Here is a 17,832-nt window from a genome sequence, read left to right on the forward strand (position 1 = left end):
ATGACTGGATTTAAAACTTTAAAGGAAAAAGCGATTGCATTTGACCGTGCCAATGTAGATACAGATCAGATTATTCCTAAGCAATTTCTAAAACGAATTGAAAAAACGGGCTTTGGTCAATATTTGTTCTATGACTGGCGTTATATGGCAGATGGTAGTTTAAACCCAACATTTGAACTGAATCAAGATAAAAATCAACATGCATCGATTTTAATTGCAAATGAGAACTTCGGATGTGGGTCGTCTAGGGAGCATGCTCCGTGGGCCCTCCTAGATTATGGGTTCAAAGTGATATTAGCACCATCCTTCGCAGATATTTTTCATCAGAATTGCTTGAAAAATGGTGTGTTACCGATTGCGTTACCAAAGGAGCAAATTGTGCAATTACTTGAAAAAGGCAAACAACAGCCTTATCAATTAGAAGTGAATCTAGAGAAGCAAACAATTGGTGATGAAACAGGGTTCCAAGTATCATTTGAAATTGATGCTTATTGGAAAACGATGCTAATGAATGGGTGGGATGAGATTGAAATTACCTTGCAATTAGCTGATCACATCACTGCATATGAACAAGCATTAAGATAAGAAATGAATCATTACTTGTGAGCCCGTATGCATCGTATATAGGGCTCATTTTTTCATGAAGTTTTTCCGCTAAACCTCTCAATGGCACAATCCTTTTGCATTTTTCTCTTTTCATGCTACACTTACCTCTAAATAAGGAATTAAAGGGACGTAGGCAAAATGACAAAACATAATCGTGATGACAAAAAAAATAAAGTGATTCCCTTTCCCTTTTTAGATAGGCGTTTATTAGAGAAAGGGTTAGAGGCTCTACACCGTAGGGAGTTTCAAGAGGCAGTAGAATTCTTAACAGAAGCTTCAGAGCTAAATGATAAGGATGAAGATATTCAAACAGGTCTTGTGCTTGCCTTTTTTGAATCAGGTCAATTACAACATGCGCAAAAACAAGCGGAATACATGCTCCATAATGGGATAGGTGACTACCTTCAAGTGGTAGATATGTATTTGATGATATTAGTACAATTACATCGCTACGATGAAATTGTGACCACTATTGAATACTTATTTGAAGAGAACAAAGTACCTCATGAAAAATTTGAACATTTTAGTCGGTTGTTAGAATTCAGCCGTAGAATGGCTGAAGCAGATATAAAGTCCAGTGAGGTAGAGGACGACTCGGAAACTCACCTACAGCTTTTTGAAATAAAAGATCAACAAGAACAGATGATGCTCGCTAAAGAATTGGCAGAAAAGAATATTGTGCACAATGTAAAAGAAATCCTTTTCTATTTACGATCTGAGGAGGGACATCCCTTCTTTAAGACATTACTTCTCGATGTGTTAAAACAGTATCTATATAATAAGGAAGTTATTGTTGAAAAAATGGGTAATATAAAAAGTTTCGTTCCTGCACATTTGCCGGACTTTGAGCATTTCCAACAAAGGGTTGAAATGCTCAAAGTGTTAGAAGAGAAAATGGAGCAAGATGACCCCATTTTACTTGAACATGCTGCATCTCTTGTGAACCGTCATTTATTTCTCATGTATCCGATAGAATTAGAACCATTTTCGATTGAAACATGGTCTGCAGCTTATCATACTCTTGCAATTGATTACTTAGGAATGGACCTTGCTGTGGATGAGATGCTTGAGAAATATTGTGTCGAAGAAGAGGATTATCATGCAGCTATTACTTATATTGAAGCAATAGAAGAATTTTCTTATCCTAAAATATAGTCTCATTGTTGAAAGCTAGAGACGTTATGTTATAATATAATGGTTGTATTATGTGGATAGAAAGCTGATTCACCTTATATAAATGAATAATCGATTAGACATATTCATTCTATTTGCTGTGAATGAAATGATCATAGATTTTGGAGGGAAATAATAGTATGTCTGCTAAATTTGAAAAGTTAGAAGGGAACCAAGGGGTTCTTACAATTGAAGTAGATGCAGAGAAGTTAAACGAAGGTTTAGACGCTGCATTTAAAAAAGTAGTTAAACAAGTAAATGTTCCTGGCTTCAGAAAAGGTAAAATGCCTCGCAGCCTATTTGAAAAACGCTTTGGTGTTGAGTCTTTATACCAAGATGCAGTTGATTTTCTTTTGCCAGAAGCGTATGCAAATGCAATTGATGAAACAGGCATTGAGCCAGTTGATCGTCCTGAAATCGATGTAGAACAAATTGAAAAAGGTAAAGCGCTTATTTTCACTGCGAAAGTAACTGTAAAACCTGAAGTAGAACTTGGCGAATATAAAGGCCTTGAAGTAGAAAAATTCGATACAGAAGTAACGGATGAAGATGTAGAAAACGAATTAAAAGGCCTACAAGAAAAACAAGCTGAGCTTGTTGTTAAAGAAGAAGGTACAGCAGAACAAGGTGATACAGTTGTTATCGACTTTGAAGGTTTCGTTGATGGAGAAGCATTCGAAGGTGGAAAAGGTGATAACTTCTCATTAGAACTTGGTTCTGGACAATTCATTCCAGGTTTTGAAGAAGAATTAATTGGTGTTTCTGCTGGAGAATCTAAAGAAGTAAATGTTACGTTCCCAGAAGAATATCACGCTGCTGAGCTTGCGGGTAAAAAAGCAGTATTCAAAACGACTGTACATGAAATCAAAACAAAAGAACTTCCTGCATTAGATGATGAATTCGCTAAAGATGTAGATGAAGAAGTTGAAACATTAGATGCATTAAAAGAAAAAACGAAGAAACAACTAGTTGATAGTAAAAACCATGAAGCAGAGCACCATGTGCGTGATACTGTAGTAGAAAAAGCAGCAGAAAACACGACAATTGATATTCCAGCTGCAATGGTTGATACTGAATTAGATCGCATGATGCAAGAATTCGAACAACGTATACAAATGCAAGGTATGAACCTTGAGCTTTATTATCAATTCTCTGGACAAGATGAGTCTGCATTACGTGAGCAAATGAAAGTTGACGCAGAGAAGCGCGTGCGTATTAACTTAACTCTTGAAGCAATTGCTGCTGCAGAAAACATCGAAGTTTCTGAAGATGAAATAAACGAAGAAGTAAATAAAATGGCTGAAATGTATAATATGACAGCTGAAAATATTCAAATGGCGCTTGGTGGTAGCCTTGATGGTTTACAATCTGATATTAAAGCGAAAAAAGCAATCGATTTACTTGTAGAAAATAGTAAAACTGTTTAAAATGAATATAACAAAGTAACGGTAGCAACCCGGAACTTAAACATAACAAGGCGCGATCACATCGTGCCTTGTTTTCTACAATTTTAGATAATACATAATAGCAGTACGGCAAAAGCAGGATACCTTATCACATACATAACTGCCTGAAAAAAATTCCACTTATGGATGGGCATAAAAATGGACATGCTTATGGAAGTACAAGTTTTATTGAGTGATTTCCTTCTGCGAATCATGAATAACGTATTACGTACATAACTTAGAGGTAAGTGTTATTATTTCCTGTCTTTTGCTGAAGTGTGTTACAATGCAATACATAACTTAAAGGTTAGTTTTTATCAAGCGTTTTTAATAAGAACTGGCGAGTGAATTGGCTCAAATATTTAGCTAATGATAAACAAAAGTTCGCAGAAGATATATCGCTTAGAAGTTTGATCAAGGGGTGAAGGATTTGTTTAAATTTAATGATGAAAAAGGTCAATTAAAGTGTTCCTTCTGTGGGAAAACACAAGATCAAGTTCGTAAGCTAGTAGCTGGTCCTGGTGTTTACATTTGTGACGAATGTATTGAATTATGCACCGAGATTGTGGAAGAAGAACTTGGAACAGAGGAAGAAGTTGAATTTAAGGATGTGCCAAAGCCGTCCGAGATTCGCGACATTCTCGATGAATATGTAATTGGTCAAGACCAAGCAAAGAAAAACCTAGCTGTAGCAGTTTACAATCATTACAAACGAATTAATTCGAACAGTAAAGTAGATGATGTAGAACTGGCAAAAAGTAATATTGCAATGATTGGGCCAACAGGAAGTGGTAAAACTTTACTAGCTCAAACTTTAGCAAGAATTCTAAATGTACCATTCGCAATTGCAGATGCGACTTCATTAACAGAAGCAGGTTATGTTGGTGAAGATGTTGAGAATATTCTCCTAAAGCTTATCCAATCTGCTGACTATGACGTGGAGAAGGCTGAAAAAGGCATTATTTATATTGATGAGATTGATAAAGTGGCACGTAAGTCAGAAAATCCGTCGATTACAAGAGATGTATCTGGTGAAGGTGTGCAACAAGCATTATTGAAAATTCTTGAAGGCACTGTTGCCAGCGTACCTCCACAAGGTGGAAGAAAACATCCGCATCAAGAATTTATTCAAATTGATACGACGAACATCTTATTTATTTGCGGTGGTGCCTTCGATGGGATCGAACAAATCATTAAACGCCGTTTAGGTCAAAAAGTGATCGGTTTCGGTTCGGATAATAAGCAGAAAGAACTTGAACAAAATGAGTTGCTATCTAAAGTTTTACCAGAGGACTTATTGCGTTTCGGTTTAATTCCTGAATTTATTGGTCGTCTACCGGTTATTGCAAGCTTAACACCATTAGATGAAGAAGCATTAATTGAAATTTTAACTAAGCCGAAAAATGCTTTAGTAAAACAATTCCAAAAAATGCTTGAATTAGATGATGTTGAGTTAGAATTCGAGGATGAAGCACTAATCGAAATTGCTAAGAAGGCAATTGAAAGAAAAACAGGTGCCCGTGGATTACGTTCAATTATTGAAGGAATCATGCTTGATGTCATGTTTGATTTACCTTCTCGTGAAGATATTAAAAAATGTATCATTACAAAAGATACGGTCCTTGAGAATGGTTCACCAAAGCTATTACTTGAAGACGGTACTATTGTGAAAGAAGAAAGAAAAACGTCTGCATAAGTTTGAAAGGAACTAAACTTCGGTTTAGTTCCTTTTCTATTACCTCCAACAAAAAGGGTGAAGGACGATAGAGAAAAAAGATAAGTAATTTCGCCCCATCTACGGAGTAAACGGTAGTTGCTCGTAATTGTAGAGTGGAAATCGCAAAGATAGCAGAGGAAAGTCGATTAGCTCGTGCATGTAGAGTGGAAATGTCAAAGATAGCAGACAAAGTCAATTAGCTCGTACATCCAACGTGAAAACCACAAAGATGGCTGAACAAAACCAACTCACTCGAAAAAGACCTTATAGTCAAGGTAAGCTGTGGGTTCTTTTAACGTAAAATAATAAATCCGTAAAAAATAGTAAAACTTGTTAATTACAGTACGATCGAGGTTTATTACTAGAGGTTAAACAGTAGATGAAAAGAATATACCACTTTCTTATGTATCACAATTACAGCTAAACAAAAGGCAAAATTTATTTCATTGATTTCCTTTTTTACTAAACTATAATAAATGCTAAAACAACCATAAGCTTCCTCTCATTGAATTTAAAATTCTTGTTTATTCCAACTTTGCGCAGGAGATACTATCCATTAACAGCAAGAAAATGTTCAGGAGGGAATAGGATGAGTTGGACGGGAATTGCATTGTTTGTACAGCTATTTTTTGGGATTGTTATTGGGCTCTATTTTTGGAACTTACTTAAAAACCAACGTACACAAAAAGTCTCTATTGATAGAGAGTCTCGTAAAGAAATGGATCAATTAAAGAAGATGAGGTCAATAAAGCTGTCAGAACCTCTGTCAGAGAAAGTTAGGCCAACGACCTTTGATGATATTGTAGGTCAAGAAGATGGCATAAAATCACTTAAAGCGGCACTTTGTGGCCCAAATCCTCAGCATGTCATTATTTATGGGCCTCCTGGAGTAGGTAAAACAGCTGCAGCCAGATTAGTATTAGAAGAAGCAAAGAAAAATCAAAAATCACCATTTAAACCATCCTCAGTCTTTATTGAACTAGATGCGACAACCGCTCGCTTTGATGAAAGAGGGATTGCTGATCCACTTATTGGATCTGTACATGATCCGATTTATCAAGGGGCAGGAGCAATGGGGCAGGCAGGAATCCCACAACCAAAACAAGGAGCAGTCACAAATGCCCATGGTGGGGTCTTGTTTATAGATGAAATTGGGGAGTTACATTCTATTCAAATGAATAAGTTGTTAAAAGTGTTAGAAGATCGCAAAGTATACCTTGAAAGCGCTTATTATAATGAAGAAAATATGCAAATTCCTTCTCATATACATGATATCTTTAAAAATGGTTTACCGGCAGATTTTCGGTTAGTGGGTGCGACAACAAGAACACCTAATGAATTGCCTCCAGCTATTCGTTCACGTTGTATGGAAGTGTTTTTCCGGGAATTAACCGAAGAAGAAATCGCAGAAGTTGCTAAAAAGGCAGCCGATAAAGTGAACTTAAGAATAAGTGAACAAGCTTTACAAACATTAGCATCTTATGCAAGAAACGGCCGTGAATCAGTCAACTTAGTACAAACGACGGCGAGTCTTGCAATACAAGAAGAGCGCGATTATATTAAGGACGAAGATGTGGAGTGGGTTATCCAATCAAGTCAGTTAGTGCCGAGAATGGAAAGAAAAATCGGAGAAACAGCAAAGGTTGGTTTAGTTAATGGCTTGGCTGTTCATGGACCTAATTCCGGTGCTTTATTAGAGATTGAAGTTACTGTGATTCCTGCTAAAGAAAAAGGATCAATTAATATTACAGGAATTGTAGAAGAAGAAAGTATTGGCGGACAAGGAAAATCGATTCGAAGAAAGAGTATGGCACGTGGCTCAATTGAGAATGTGATTACAGTTCTTCGCTCAATGGGTGTACCTGCAGATGATTATGATATTCATGTGAACTTCCCTGGTGGTGTGCCGATTGATGGACCATCTGCTGGGATTGCAATGGCTACAGGTATTTATTCAGCTATTTATAAACATCCAATAGACAATACAGTGGCAATGACAGGAGAAATTAGTATTCATGGTGCTGTTAAGCCTATTGGCGGAGTATATCCAAAAGTAAAAGCTGCTAAAAAAGCTGGTGCAAAGACGGTTATTATCCCTGAAGAGAATATGCAATCGATATTAAATGAGGTGGAAGGAATTCAAATTGTTACCGTTAAAACGTTGAATGAGGTGTTCGAGTTCGCCCTTCACAAAGAATATCAACATGAAAAGCCGTTAATTTCACCACTAGATGCGTCAGCGATTGATCTTGCTAAAAAGGAAAGTATGTGAGGTACTAATAACTTCGGCAACAACTGCCGGAGTTTTTCATTCCCTTCGTTTTAAAGTCCTATAAATAGGGAATGAAATAAGTAATTGTCAAGCTAGAAATGAAGAAAACAAACAAAACGGTTGTACTTTTTAACTCTTTTCGCAAACGAACTAGATTAAAAAAGTCGACACTGTGAAGTAAATAAGATAAAATTGTACAAAGAAAATGAATTGAAATCTTGATACATATGCATTTTGGAGGTGCAAGTATATGACGAATAAGAAAGAGATCATCGTCCCCCTCCTGCCGCTTCGAGGTTTGCTCGTTTATCCTACAATGGTCCTGCACTTAGATGTAGGTCGTGATAAATCAGTACAAGCACTTGAAAAAGCAATGGTAGATGACCATTTAATCTTTTTAACAACACAAAAGGACATTTCTATAGATGAGCCTGACAGCAATGATTTATATCATTTAGGTACTCTTACTCGGGTAAAACAGATGCTCAAATTGCCCAATGGTACGATTCGTGTACTAGTAGAAGGACTTAAACGTGCAAAAATAGCAGAGGTTTTAGATGATGAAGACTATTTTTCAGTAAAAGTTGAAGCATTCGAAGAGTCTGAATCTCGCGATGTAGAAGACCAAGCATTAATGCGTACTCTTTTAAGTCATTTTGAACAATACATAAAAGTATCTAAAAAAATATCAACAGAAACATTTACATCTGTTACAGATATTGAAGAACCCGGTCGTTTAGCTGATATTATTGCTTCTCATCTTCCTTTAAAACTTAAAGAGAAACAGGAAATCTTGGAGACGATTAATATAAAAGATCGTTTGAATCGTGTGATCAGCATTATTCATAACGAAAAAGAAGTGCTTAATTTAGAAAAGAAAATCGGTAATCGAGTAAAGAAATCGATGGAAAGAACGCAGAAAGAATATTATTTGCGCGAACAGATGAAAGCCATTCAAACCGAATTAGGTGATAAAGAAGGTAAAACAGGAGAAATTGCAGATTTAAAAGCGAAAATCACAGAAGCAAATATGCCTAGTAATGTAGAAAATACTGCATTAAAAGAGTTAAATCGTTACGAAAAGGTTCCTTCTAGTTCGGCAGAGAGCTCTGTTATTCGTAATTATATCGATTGGCTATTAGCTATACCTTGGTCTAAAGAAACGGTCGATGATTTAAACATCAACAAAGCAGAGAAAATCCTTGATCGAGATCATTATGGTTTAGAGAAAGTAAAAGAGAGAGTGCTTGAGTATTTGGCGGTTCAACAGTTAACGAACTCTTTAAAAGGCCCTATCCTCTGTCTCGTTGGACCTCCGGGTGTAGGGAAAACAAGTCTCGCGAAATCAATCGCCTCCTCACTCAACCGAAATTTTGTCCGGGTATCTTTAGGTGGTGTCCGTGATGAATCAGAAATTCGCGGTCATCGAAGAACATATGTTGGCGCAATGCCTGGTAGAGTGATCCAGGGGATGAAAAAAGCAGGAACAGTCAATCCAGTATTTTTATTAGATGAGATTGATAAAATGTCTAATGATTTTCGTGGAGACCCTTCATCAGCAATGCTTGAAGTATTAGATCCTGAGCAAAATCATAACTTCAGTGATCACTATATTGAAGAGACATATGATTTATCGAAAGTTATGTTCATTGCTACGGCTAACAATTTAAGTACAATTCCAGGACCATTATTAGATCGCATGGAAGTCATTTCAATTGCTGGTTATACAGAACATGAGAAGCTTCATATTGCCAAGGACCATCTTTTGCCAAAACAAATTAAAGAGCATGGTCTTTCGAAATCTCAATTGCAAGTGAGAGATGATGCTGTTCAAGCTGTTGTTCGTTATTATACTAGAGAAGCTGGTGTTAGGAGTTTAGAACGTCAACTGGCTAGTATTTGTAGAAAAACGGCAAAAATTATTGTATCAGAGACGAAGAAAAGAGTAGTAGTTACGGCGAAATCACTTGAAGATTTCTTAGGTAAGAAACGTTTTAGATACGGCCAAGCTGAATTAGAGGATCAAGTCGGTATCGCTACAGGACTTGCTTATACAACTGTAGGCGGAGATACACTTCAAATCGAAGTCTCTTTATCAAAAGGTAAAGGCAAGTTAGTCTTAACTGGTAAACTTGGTGAAGTGATGAAAGAATCCGCTCAAGCAGCTTTTAGTTATGTGCGTTCAAATGCGAAGGAATTAGGGATTGATGAGAACTTTCATGAGAAATTCGATATTCATATTCACGTTCCAGAAGGGGCTGTTCCTAAAGATGGTCCATCTGCAGGAATCACAATGACTACTGCACTTGTTTCAGCATTAACCGGTGTACCAATTAGAAGAGAAGTAGGAATGACAGGTGAAGTAACGTTGCGTGGTCGTGTCTTACCTATCGGTGGATTAAAGGAGAAATCACTAAGTGCTCATCGGGCGGGATTAACGAAAATTATCTTACCAAAAGATAATGAAAAGGATATAGATGATATTCCAGAATCGATTCGTGAGGAACTTTCATTTGTGCTTGTATCCCATGTAGATGAAGTGCTTAAAGCAGCGTTAGTAGACGGGGTGGAACAATGAAGGTTGTAAGTTCAGATATTGTCATCAGTGCCGTAAAGCCTGAGCAATATCCAGATGTAGAGTTACCAGAATTCGCATTAGCAGGTCGATCGAATGTAGGAAAATCTTCTTTTATTAATAAAATGTTGAATCGTAAAGGATTAGCAAGAATATCTTCTAAGCCAGGAAAAACGCAAACATTAAACTTTTATCTTATTAATGAAATCTTACATTTTGTTGATGTACCAGGATATGGCTATGCAAAAGTGTCAAAAAAAGAAAGAGAAGCATGGGGGAAAATGATTGAGACATACCTCACTTCTCGAGAACAATTACGAGCGGTTGTTCTGATTGTGGATTTAAGACATCAGCCTACTAAAGATGATGTTATGATGTATGAATTCCTTAAACATTATGAGATTCCTTGTATCATTATTGCCACAAAAGCTGATAAAGTACCAAAATCGAAATGGCAGAAACATATTAAAGTGACGAGAGAAACCCTTGATGTTGACCCTAGTGACTCCCTTATCTTGTTCTCTTCAGAAACAGGAAAAGGGAAAGAAGAAGCATGGGCCGCTATGAAAGGATTGATGTAACCGGGTTCAAGGTTAATATCAAACAAACATTTAAAAAGGCGAACAAACCGGATGAAGCCGGATTTGTTCGCCTTTTTTTTGTTAATGATTTCATTTGCTATATCTTTCATCTTGGTAGTATTCAATGGTTATCAAAATAAGTGAAAAGTTAATCATTTTTTTGAAGTTTACGTTTATTTTTCTGAATTTAGGGAAATTAGACTATGTACGTAAATTTCGGTTTACATAATTTCACTTGAATCAAGTGAGCCCTTCTCCCGCTATACTTAGTAATAGAGATGATATAGGAGGATACATGTTTAATAAGGAGGATAGAGTATAAGAGGGATGTGTGAGACTTTCTTACAGTTTTATATCTTAAAATATCATAAAATATGAATTTTGAGAATAATTTGTAAGAGTGGTAAGGTTGATAGCGTATATGAAAAAAGAACATACAAGGGGGATATTTTACTAGTGAAAAAGATACTTAAGGGAATGATTGTTGCTGCATCTGTAGCTGTATTAGCTGCATGTGGCTCAAATGAAGAAGCGAGTAGTGGAGGAATGGATTTAGCAGAGGAAGGGAAATTCACTTATGCTTCATCGGGAGAATTTAATCCATTTAGTGTAACGCAAGATGATGGTTCAATGACAGGTTTCGACATTGAAGTAGCAGAAGCAGTTGCAAAAGAGCTAGGACTAGAACCAGTGCAGCAAAAATTTAAATTCGGTGGAATTGTTGAAGGTGTAAAATCAGGACGTTTTGATGCGGCTGTTGCTAGTCATACAATAACAGAAGAAAGATTACAAGCTGTTGATTTCTCGATTCCTTACTATTATTCAGGCCCACAAATTTATGTGAGACCGGATAGTGATGTAGAAACATTAGAAGATTTAGAAGGTCTTGAAGTAGCTGTAGCTAAAGGAACAACGTATCAAAAAACAGTATCAGAAGTTACTGATAATATTAAGTTTTATGATAGCGATGTCGTAGCACTCGAGGCTTTATCTAATGGGAAGCATGATGCTGTAATTACCGATTTTGTTACAGGTAAAGAAGCGATCGGTGCGGGTATGAATATTGAGGGAAAACAGCTTTTAGAAAAAAGTGAGCAAGCGATTGCTGTAGCCAAAGACAATGAAGAGCTACTTGAAAAAATTAACGATGCATTAGAGAAGCTTCATGAAGATGGAACCTTGACTGAAATTAGCAAGGAATATATCGGCGAAGATATTACTGTAGAATCAGAAGAATAATTTTCTGTTGGCGAATGCATCTCCGTTTATTGCGTATGCATTCGCCTCTTGTATCTAAAGAGAAAATACATTTTACCTTAAGGAGGAAATATGGACATACTAACAACGTTTGTTGACACCTTCCCAATGTTTTTTGAGGGAATGCTCCTAACTTTTCAATTAACAATAGTCTCAATTTTTATTGCTATTTTTATCGGTCTCTTTTTTGCTATGTTAAAGATATCTAAAGTGAAAGTATTAGAGTGGATTGCGGACCTCTATATCTTCTTAGTCAGAGGAACACCTCTCGTTGTGCAAATCTTTATCTTTTATTTCGGTTTAACTTCATTAAATATTTCCGGTTTTTGGTCCGTTGTTTTAGGTTTAGCCTTCCATAATGGTGCCTATATTGCAGAGATTTTCAGAGGAGCCATTCAATCTATTGAAAGTGGTCAAATGGAGGCAGGTCGTTCCCTAGGGATGAGTGCAGGCTTAACAATGAGAAGAATTATTTTACCACAAGCAAGCAGACGCGCTTTGCCACCACTCGGGAATCAATTTATTATTGCGTTAAAGGATTCTTCACTAGCTTCGTTTGTAGGTGTCTATGAGCTCTTTAATATTGCCACAACACAAGGATCAATCAATTATGATTATATGACTTACTTATTGATTGTTGCCGTCTATTATTTAGTGCTTGTTCTTCTATTTACAGTGATTGTGAACCTTGTTGAGAAGAAAATGTCTAATAGTGAGCGATAGAAAGGGATGAATATAGATGAGTGAATCAGTTATGATTAGTATAGAGAAATTAAATAAGTCTTTTGGTGATCTTCATGTATTAAAAGATATTGATTTTACAGTAAAAGAAAGCGATGTTGTTTGTCTAATAGGTGCCAGTGGTTCTGGTAAAAGCACATTGCTAAGATGTCTTAACTTTCTAGAATTAAAAGATAGTGGAACAATTACATTAGAGGGTGAAGTAATAGAAAAAGACTCTCATGACTTAAATGAAATTAGACAGAGAGTTGGAATGGTGTTTCAGCACTTTCATCTCTTCCCTCATAAAACAGTCATACAAAATATAATGGAAGCACCGATGCAAGTGAAAAAATTATCGAAAAAGGATGCAGAGGAACAAGCGTTAGTACTCTTAGATAAAGTTGGCTTATCGGATAAGAAAGATGTTTACCCATCTAAACTATCAGGTGGTCAAAAACAGCGTGTTGCCATTGCAAGGGCATTAGCGATGAAGCCGGATGTAATGCTGTTTGATGAACCAACTTCTGCACTAGACCCAGAATTAGTTGGTGAAGTGTTAGCAACAATGAAAGAACTTGCTGAAGAAGGAATGACGATGATTGTCGTCACGCATGAAATGGGATTTGCGCGGGAAGTGGCAGATTGGGCAGTGTATATGCATGATGGTAAAATCGTTGAAGTCGGTCATCCTGAAGAGTTATTTAATCATCCAAAGGAAGAAAGAACGAAAAGCTTCCTAGATTCTGTTCTTTAAAAAGAGTTAATTACTAAAACGAAAAAAACGAACATTTTCTTTGCAGATATGTTCGTTTTTTCAATGGAAGTTTCTAATAGATTATTTTCTTTTAATAAGGAAAAAGAGGCCAATGATAATAAAAATAGCAGGCCAGAATTTCGTTATGTATGAAACGATTTCACCGTAGCTACCTGCATATTGCAAAATTTTTTCATAAAATAATAAAGTAATGGCTAATACTAACATAAGAAACCCTTGCAAGAGGCCATTGCCTGTTTTTAAGTAATATAATAAAAAGGCAAGGGCAATAATAAGGACAAAGGCACCAATATGATTAGGCCATATGCTTAAACGATCAACAATGATGAAATGTAAACCAAACCCAAAGAGAATCACACCGGGAAATATAGCATTATATTCTTTACCGCTATATGCTTGGATTAAAAAGGCCAAACCTGTAATAGCTAGTAATACTGGCCAGGTCAATAACGATTGTAAACTCTCAACCTGTAATTGCTGAATGAGAAAGAAACAGCCGTAGCCTATTAATATAATACCGGCAAATAGTCGTTGACTTTTCATTTATTCACCACTTTCAGTTAGGTACACTTGAATATTAGGCAGTTTTTTGGTATTGTACATAGTGGAGTGTTTATGATAATAAATATCAAATTATAATAGTTCTAAAGTAATCATTTACTACTCAAATATCATATCATATGTGTTCATACTCTGTTCACATTTTTTCGAAAAAGCTTGTAAAGATAATGTTATAATATATGTATGTATTTATGCAATTTTTTTGGGGGGTCTACTAAAAATGCATATCGTGGTCGTTGGTCTAAATTATAAAACAGCCCCTGTGGAAATTAGAGAAAGATTAACATTCGATCCTTCTCAATTGGGTGAAGCAATGCAAGCATTGCAACAAAAGAAAAGCATCTTGGAAAATGTAATTCTATCCACATGTAATCGGACCGAAATCTATGCGGTTGTCGATCAACTGCATACAGGGAGATATTATATTAAAGAATTTTTAGCCGATTGGTTTCAAATAGATCAAAATGAATTTTCGCCCTTTCTTTTTATTTATGAACATGATGGTGCGATAGAGCATTTATTTAAAGTCGGTAGTGGATTAAACTCAATGGTTCTAGGAGAAACTCAAATTTTGGGCCAAGTTCGCTCTAGCTTTTTGCAAGCGCAAGTTGAACATACAACTGGAACAATATTCAACCAATTATTTAAGCAGTCCATTACATTTGCTAAAAAAGCACATTCCGAAACAGATATTGGTGCAAATGCTGTATCTGTCAGTTATGCTGCAGTTGAGCTTGCTAAGAAAATATTCGGTCTTATTACGAATAAGCAAGTACTTATTCTTGGAGCAGGTAAAATGGGCGAATTAGCGATACAACATCTTCATGCAAATGGTGCGAATGTTACGGTTATTAATCGTACTTTTGAGAAAGCGAAAAATTTAGCACACCGCTATGAAGGGCAAGCGAAATTAATGCAAGAATTACAATGTGCATTAGTGGAAGCCGATATCGTGATCTCTTCTACAGGTGCAAACAGTTATATGATTACAAAAGAGATGATGGCAGATGTAGAAAGATTGCGGAAAGGTAAGCCATTATTTATGGTCGATATTGCTGTTCCACGTGATTTAGATCCAGCACTCGCTGATTTAGATAGCGTTTTCTTATATGATATTGATGATCTAGAAGGTATTGTTGAAGCGAATTTGCAAGAACGTAAAAAAGCAGCGGCGAAAATTCAATTATTAATCGAAAGTGAAATCGTTGAATTTAAGCAATGGCTTAAACTTCTAGGGGTTGTACCTGTCATCTCTGCTTTAAGAGAGAAAGCTCTTGCTATTCAGGCTGACACAATGAAAAGTTTGGAAAGAAAGCTTCCTAACCTAACAGAACGTGAAAGAAAAGTGGTTAGCAAGCACACGAAGAGTATTGTGAACCAAATGTTGAAAGATCCTGTATTACAGGCAAAAGAATTGGCAGGACATAAAAATGCTGATAAAGCATTAGAATTGTTCGTGAAAATATTTAATATAGAAGATCTTGTTGTCCAGCAAATCGAAAAACAAGAACAACCAAAATCAGATCGTGTAAAGGTGCAACAGACATCCTTTCAATCATAAAAAGGGGTACTGTCCATGTTTGATATCTATATGGCACGCCTGCATGAATTTACTGTCGTTCTTTATGCAGCGAGTGTACTTCTCTACTTTATTGACTTTTTAGCAAGTAACCGGAAGGCCAATCGTGTCGCCTTCTGGTTACTTGCATTTGTATGGGGATTACAGACGGTATTCTTATTACTCTATATGTGGAATACGGGTAGGTTCCCTGTGTTAACGATATTTGAAGGTTTATACTTCTACGCATGGGTACTTATTACATTTTCTTTAATTATTAATCGCATTATGAAAGTTGATTTTATCGTTTTCTTCACAAATGTACTTGGTTTTTTTATTATGGCTTTACATACATTTGCGCCTATTGAGATTGAATCAGATGTGCTGGCGAATCAATTGATGTCTGAGCTCCTCTTTTTTCATATTATTGGTGCGATTCTCTCATATGGTGCTTTTTCATTGTCATTTGTATTTGCTCTTTTATATTTGATTCAATATGATTTGTTGAAGAGGAAAAAGTGGGGTTCAAGGCTTATTCGAATTGCGAATTTATCACAACTAGAAAAAATGTCTTATCTATTTGCTAGTATAGGGGTGCCTATGTTAGTGATTAGTTTAATATTAGGGATACAATGGGCTTATATGAAATTACCAAATATGGTATGGTTGGATTCAAAAGTGCTTGGTTCCTTATTGGTACTCATTTTGTATAGTATTTACTTATATTTAAAGGTTGGCAGAGGAATGAGTGGTAAATCACTTGCTACTTGGAATGTGGCTGCTTTCCTTGTTGTATTAATTAATTTTTTCTTATTTGGAAGGTTATCGTCTTTCCATTTCTGGTATGAATAAGAAAAGGAATATGTTTTAAAGAATAGGGAGGCTGTCATGAGAAAAATAATTGTCGGTTCAAGAAGAAGTAAGCTTGCGTTAACACAAACAAATTGGGTGATTGATCAGTTACGCCGTTTGAATCCTGCAGTTGACTTTGAAGTAAAAGAAATTGTGACAAAAGGAGATAAAATCCTGGATGTTACCCTTTCAAAGGTAGGAGGAAAAGGCCTATTCGTTAAAGAAATTGAACAAGCGATGTTAGATAAGGAAATTGACATGGCTGTACATAGTATGAAGGACATGCCAGCTGTCTTACCTGAAGGATTGACAATTGGTTGTATTCCGGAAAGAGAAGACTATCGAGATGCACTTATTTCCAAAGGCCATGTGAAATTAGCTGACTTAAAACCAGGTGCAATTGTCGGGACAAGTAGTTTAAGAAGAGGTTCACAAATTTTGGCTAAAAGACCAGATTTGGAAATTAAATGGATTCGAGGGAATATTGATACACGTCTTGCTAAACTTGAAACAGAAGAATATGATGCCATTATTCTTGCTGCTGCCGGCCTATCAAGAATGGGATGGACGAAGGAGATCGTTACAGAATTTATTGATCCAGATATTTGTTTACCAGCTGTTGGTCAAGGTGCACTCTCTATTGAATGTAGAGAAGATGATCATGAACTAAGAAGGCTTTTAGATGCATTCACTTGTGAGGAAACGAAAAGAACAGTGCTGGCCGAGCGTGCATTTCTTCATAAAATGGAGGGTGGTTGCCAAGTGCCGATTGCAGGCTTTGCCCGTTTAACTGAGAATGGAGAAGTAAGTTTGACTGGTTTAGTTGGCTCTCCAGATGGCCGTACGATTTATAAAGATATGGCTGTTGGTGATGATCCTGAGACAATAGGGTATCAAGTAGCAGAAAACTTATCGGAATTAGGTGCAAAAGCCTTAATTGATGCTGTCAAAGAGGAGTTAGACGAAGGATGATTCATGAGGACAGTGCCTTACATGGAATGTCTGTCCTTATTCCCCGAAGTAAAGATCAATCGGAGGCTAGTGGTGATTTGGTCAGATCCCTTGGTGGACATCCAGTAATTATCCCATTAATTTCGTTTAGAGAAACAACAGAAGCCCATTCTTTAAAAAACCTTGATTTCACACAATATCAATGGATTATTTTTACAAGCAGTGTGTCAGTTGAGGTGTTTTTTACATATGTGTCACAGAAGACAAACTTACCGAAGTTGGCCGTTATAGGAAAGAAAACAGCTGAAAAGTTATCACAATATGACTTGAAAGCTGATTTCATACCTACGGAATTTGTGGCTGAAACATTTACCCTTGAATTTTTAACAATTTTAGGGGATGAACAAAATATATTCTTGCCTAAGGGCAACTTGGCCCGAGATTATATTAAGCAAAAGCTTATGGAAGCAAAGCATAGAGTGACTGAACGAATCGTTTATGAAAATTTTTTTCCTAATGAGAGTAAACAATTATTAACGGGTCGTTTATTGAATGAGGGCATTGATATACTATTATTTACTAGCCCATCAACGATTGATCATTTTATGGAAATCGTAGAGCGTCATGATTTGAAGAATCAAATAAGGAAGAGTATCATCGGTTGTATAGGACCAATAGCTGCAAAAAGAGCAGAATTTTACGGTTTGAAGGTACATGCTGTACCAACTATATATACATTTAAACATTTAATTAAGGAAGTAGTAAAAGTCATTTCTTAATCAAGTT

Annotated in this window: 15 protein-coding genes; 14 read left to right on the top strand and 1 reads right to left on the bottom strand. The window is 36.3% G+C overall.

Annotation, left to right across the window (positions count from 1 at the left end; genetic code table 11):
* The 10 genes from leuD (at position 1) to MKX29_RS15865 (ending at position 13,103) form a co-directional block, all read left to right on the top strand.
* The gene (leuD, locus tag MKX29_RS15820) at positions 1 to 585 is read left to right on the top strand and encodes a 3-isopropylmalate dehydratase small subunit (protein WP_341106488.1); all 585 of its coding nucleotides are present in this window, start codon (positions 1 to 3) and stop codon (positions 583 to 585) included.
* Between the two features lie 159 nt (positions 586 to 744).
* Positions 745 to 1,761: a tetratricopeptide repeat protein gene (locus MKX29_RS15825; protein ID WP_341106491.1), complete on the top strand. Its 1,017-nt coding sequence runs from the start codon at positions 745 to 747 to the stop codon at positions 1,759 to 1,761.
* 158 nt (positions 1,762 to 1,919) lie between these two features.
* Positions 1,920 to 3,206 carry a trigger factor gene (tig, locus tag MKX29_RS15830; protein ID WP_224935820.1) on the top strand — a complete coding sequence of 429 codons (1,287 nt, stop codon included), beginning with the start codon at positions 1,920 to 1,922 and terminating at the stop codon, positions 3,204 to 3,206.
* A 448-nt stretch (positions 3,207 to 3,654) separates the two neighbouring features.
* Positions 3,655 to 4,920 (top strand): ATP-dependent protease ATP-binding subunit ClpX, encoded by a 1,266-nt coding sequence (gene clpX, locus MKX29_RS15835; protein WP_224935821.1) that lies wholly within the window; start codon positions 3,655 to 3,657, stop codon positions 4,918 to 4,920.
* 610 nt (positions 4,921 to 5,530) lie between these two features.
* The gene (lonB, locus tag MKX29_RS15840; RefSeq protein ID WP_341106494.1) at positions 5,531 to 7,213 is read left to right on the top strand and encodes an ATP-dependent protease LonB; all 1,683 of its coding nucleotides are present in this window, start codon (positions 5,531 to 5,533) and stop codon (positions 7,211 to 7,213) included.
* 250 nt (positions 7,214 to 7,463) lie between these two features.
* A complete protein-coding gene (gene lon, locus MKX29_RS15845) occupies positions 7,464 to 9,791 on the top strand; it encodes an endopeptidase La (protein ID WP_341106496.1) in 2,328 nt (775 codons plus the stop codon).
* Positions 9,788 to 10,369 (top strand): ribosome biogenesis GTP-binding protein YihA/YsxC, encoded by a 582-nt coding sequence (gene yihA / locus MKX29_RS15850; RefSeq protein WP_224935824.1) that lies wholly within the window; start codon positions 9,788 to 9,790, stop codon positions 10,367 to 10,369. The genes lon and yihA overlap by 4 nt, the downstream gene beginning before the upstream one ends.
* A 456-nt stretch (positions 10,370 to 10,825) precedes the next feature.
* Positions 10,826 to 11,608, top strand: coding sequence for a transporter substrate-binding domain-containing protein (locus MKX29_RS15855; protein ID WP_224935825.1), 783 nt, complete (start codon positions 10,826 to 10,828; stop codon positions 11,606 to 11,608).
* Between the two features lie 90 nt (positions 11,609 to 11,698).
* Positions 11,699 to 12,349 carry an amino acid ABC transporter permease gene (locus tag MKX29_RS15860; protein WP_224935826.1) on the top strand — a complete coding sequence of 217 codons (651 nt, stop codon included), beginning with the start codon at positions 11,699 to 11,701 and terminating at the stop codon, positions 12,347 to 12,349.
* A 16-nt stretch (positions 12,350 to 12,365) separates the two neighbouring features.
* Complete coding sequence (locus MKX29_RS15865) at positions 12,366 to 13,103, top strand: amino acid ABC transporter ATP-binding protein (RefSeq protein ID WP_281202221.1); 738 nt, start codon at positions 12,366 to 12,368, stop codon at positions 13,101 to 13,103.
* A gap of 81 nt (positions 13,104 to 13,184) precedes the next feature.
* Here MKX29_RS15865 and MKX29_RS15870 read toward each other — a convergent pair whose 3' ends face one another.
* Positions 13,185 to 13,667: a LiaI-LiaF-like domain-containing protein gene (locus MKX29_RS15870; RefSeq protein WP_341106503.1), complete on the bottom strand. Its 483-nt coding sequence runs from the start codon at positions 13,665 to 13,667 to the stop codon at positions 13,185 to 13,187.
* Between the two features lie 238 nt (positions 13,668 to 13,905).
* Here MKX29_RS15870 and hemA point away from each other — a divergent pair, with 238 nt between their 5' ends.
* The 4 genes from hemA to MKX29_RS15890 are packed head-to-tail and all read left to right on the top strand — an operon-like array spanning position 13,906 to position 17,825.
* The gene (hemA, locus tag MKX29_RS15875) at positions 13,906 to 15,246 is read left to right on the top strand and encodes a glutamyl-tRNA reductase (protein WP_224935828.1); all 1,341 of its coding nucleotides are present in this window, start codon (positions 13,906 to 13,908) and stop codon (positions 15,244 to 15,246) included.
* 15 nt (positions 15,247 to 15,261) lie between these two features.
* Positions 15,262 to 16,095, top strand: coding sequence for a cytochrome C assembly family protein (locus MKX29_RS15880; RefSeq protein WP_095372377.1), 834 nt, complete (start codon positions 15,262 to 15,264; stop codon positions 16,093 to 16,095).
* Positions 16,096 to 16,131: 36 nt separating this feature from the next.
* Entirely contained in the window at positions 16,132 to 17,067 is a 936-nt protein-coding gene (gene hemC / locus MKX29_RS15885; RefSeq protein WP_224935829.1) for a hydroxymethylbilane synthase, read from the top strand.
* Positions 17,064 to 17,825, top strand: a complete 762-nt coding sequence (locus MKX29_RS15890; RefSeq protein ID WP_251162611.1) for a uroporphyrinogen-III synthase — start codon at positions 17,064 to 17,066, stop codon at positions 17,823 to 17,825. The genes hemC and MKX29_RS15890 overlap by 4 nt, the downstream gene beginning before the upstream one ends.
* Positions 17,826 to 17,832: the final 7 nt, after the last annotated feature.

Source organism: Cytobacillus sp. FSL R7-0696 (assembly GCF_038006865.1).
Lineage (GTDB): Bacteria > Bacillota > Bacilli > Bacillales > Cytobacillaceae > Cytobacillus > Cytobacillus kochii.

Excerpts from the sequence above, each read along its gene's own strand:
- leuD (WP_341106488.1), top strand. The coding sequence starts at position 1 with ATGACTGGATTTAAAACTTTAAAGGAAAAAGCGATTGCATTTGACCGT.
- MKX29_RS15825 (WP_341106491.1), top strand. The coding sequence starts at position 745 with ATGACAAAACATAATCGTGATGACAAAAAAAATAAAGTGATTCCCTTT.
- tig (WP_224935820.1), top strand. The coding sequence starts at position 1,920 with ATGTCTGCTAAATTTGAAAAGTTAGAAGGGAACCAAGGGGTTCTTACA.
- lonB (WP_341106494.1), top strand. The coding sequence starts at position 5,531 with ATGAGTTGGACGGGAATTGCATTGTTTGTACAGCTATTTTTTGGGATT.
- lon (WP_341106496.1), top strand. The coding sequence starts at position 7,464 with ATGACGAATAAGAAAGAGATCATCGTCCCCCTCCTGCCGCTTCGAGGT.
- yihA (WP_224935824.1), top strand. The coding sequence starts at position 9,788 with ATGAAGGTTGTAAGTTCAGATATTGTCATCAGTGCCGTAAAGCCTGAG.
- MKX29_RS15860 (WP_224935826.1), top strand. The coding sequence starts at position 11,699 with ATGGACATACTAACAACGTTTGTTGACACCTTCCCAATGTTTTTTGAG.
- MKX29_RS15865 (WP_281202221.1), top strand. The coding sequence starts at position 12,366 with ATGAGTGAATCAGTTATGATTAGTATAGAGAAATTAAATAAGTCTTTT.
- MKX29_RS15870 (WP_341106503.1), bottom strand. The coding sequence starts at position 13,667 with ATGAAAAGTCAACGACTATTTGCCGGTATTATATTAATAGGCTACGGC.
- hemA (WP_224935828.1), top strand. The coding sequence starts at position 13,906 with ATGCATATCGTGGTCGTTGGTCTAAATTATAAAACAGCCCCTGTGGAA.
- MKX29_RS15880 (WP_095372377.1), top strand. The coding sequence starts at position 15,262 with ATGTTTGATATCTATATGGCACGCCTGCATGAATTTACTGTCGTTCTT.
- hemC (WP_224935829.1), top strand. The coding sequence starts at position 16,132 with ATGAGAAAAATAATTGTCGGTTCAAGAAGAAGTAAGCTTGCGTTAACA.
- MKX29_RS15890 (WP_251162611.1), top strand. The coding sequence starts at position 17,064 with ATGATTCATGAGGACAGTGCCTTACATGGAATGTCTGTCCTTATTCCC.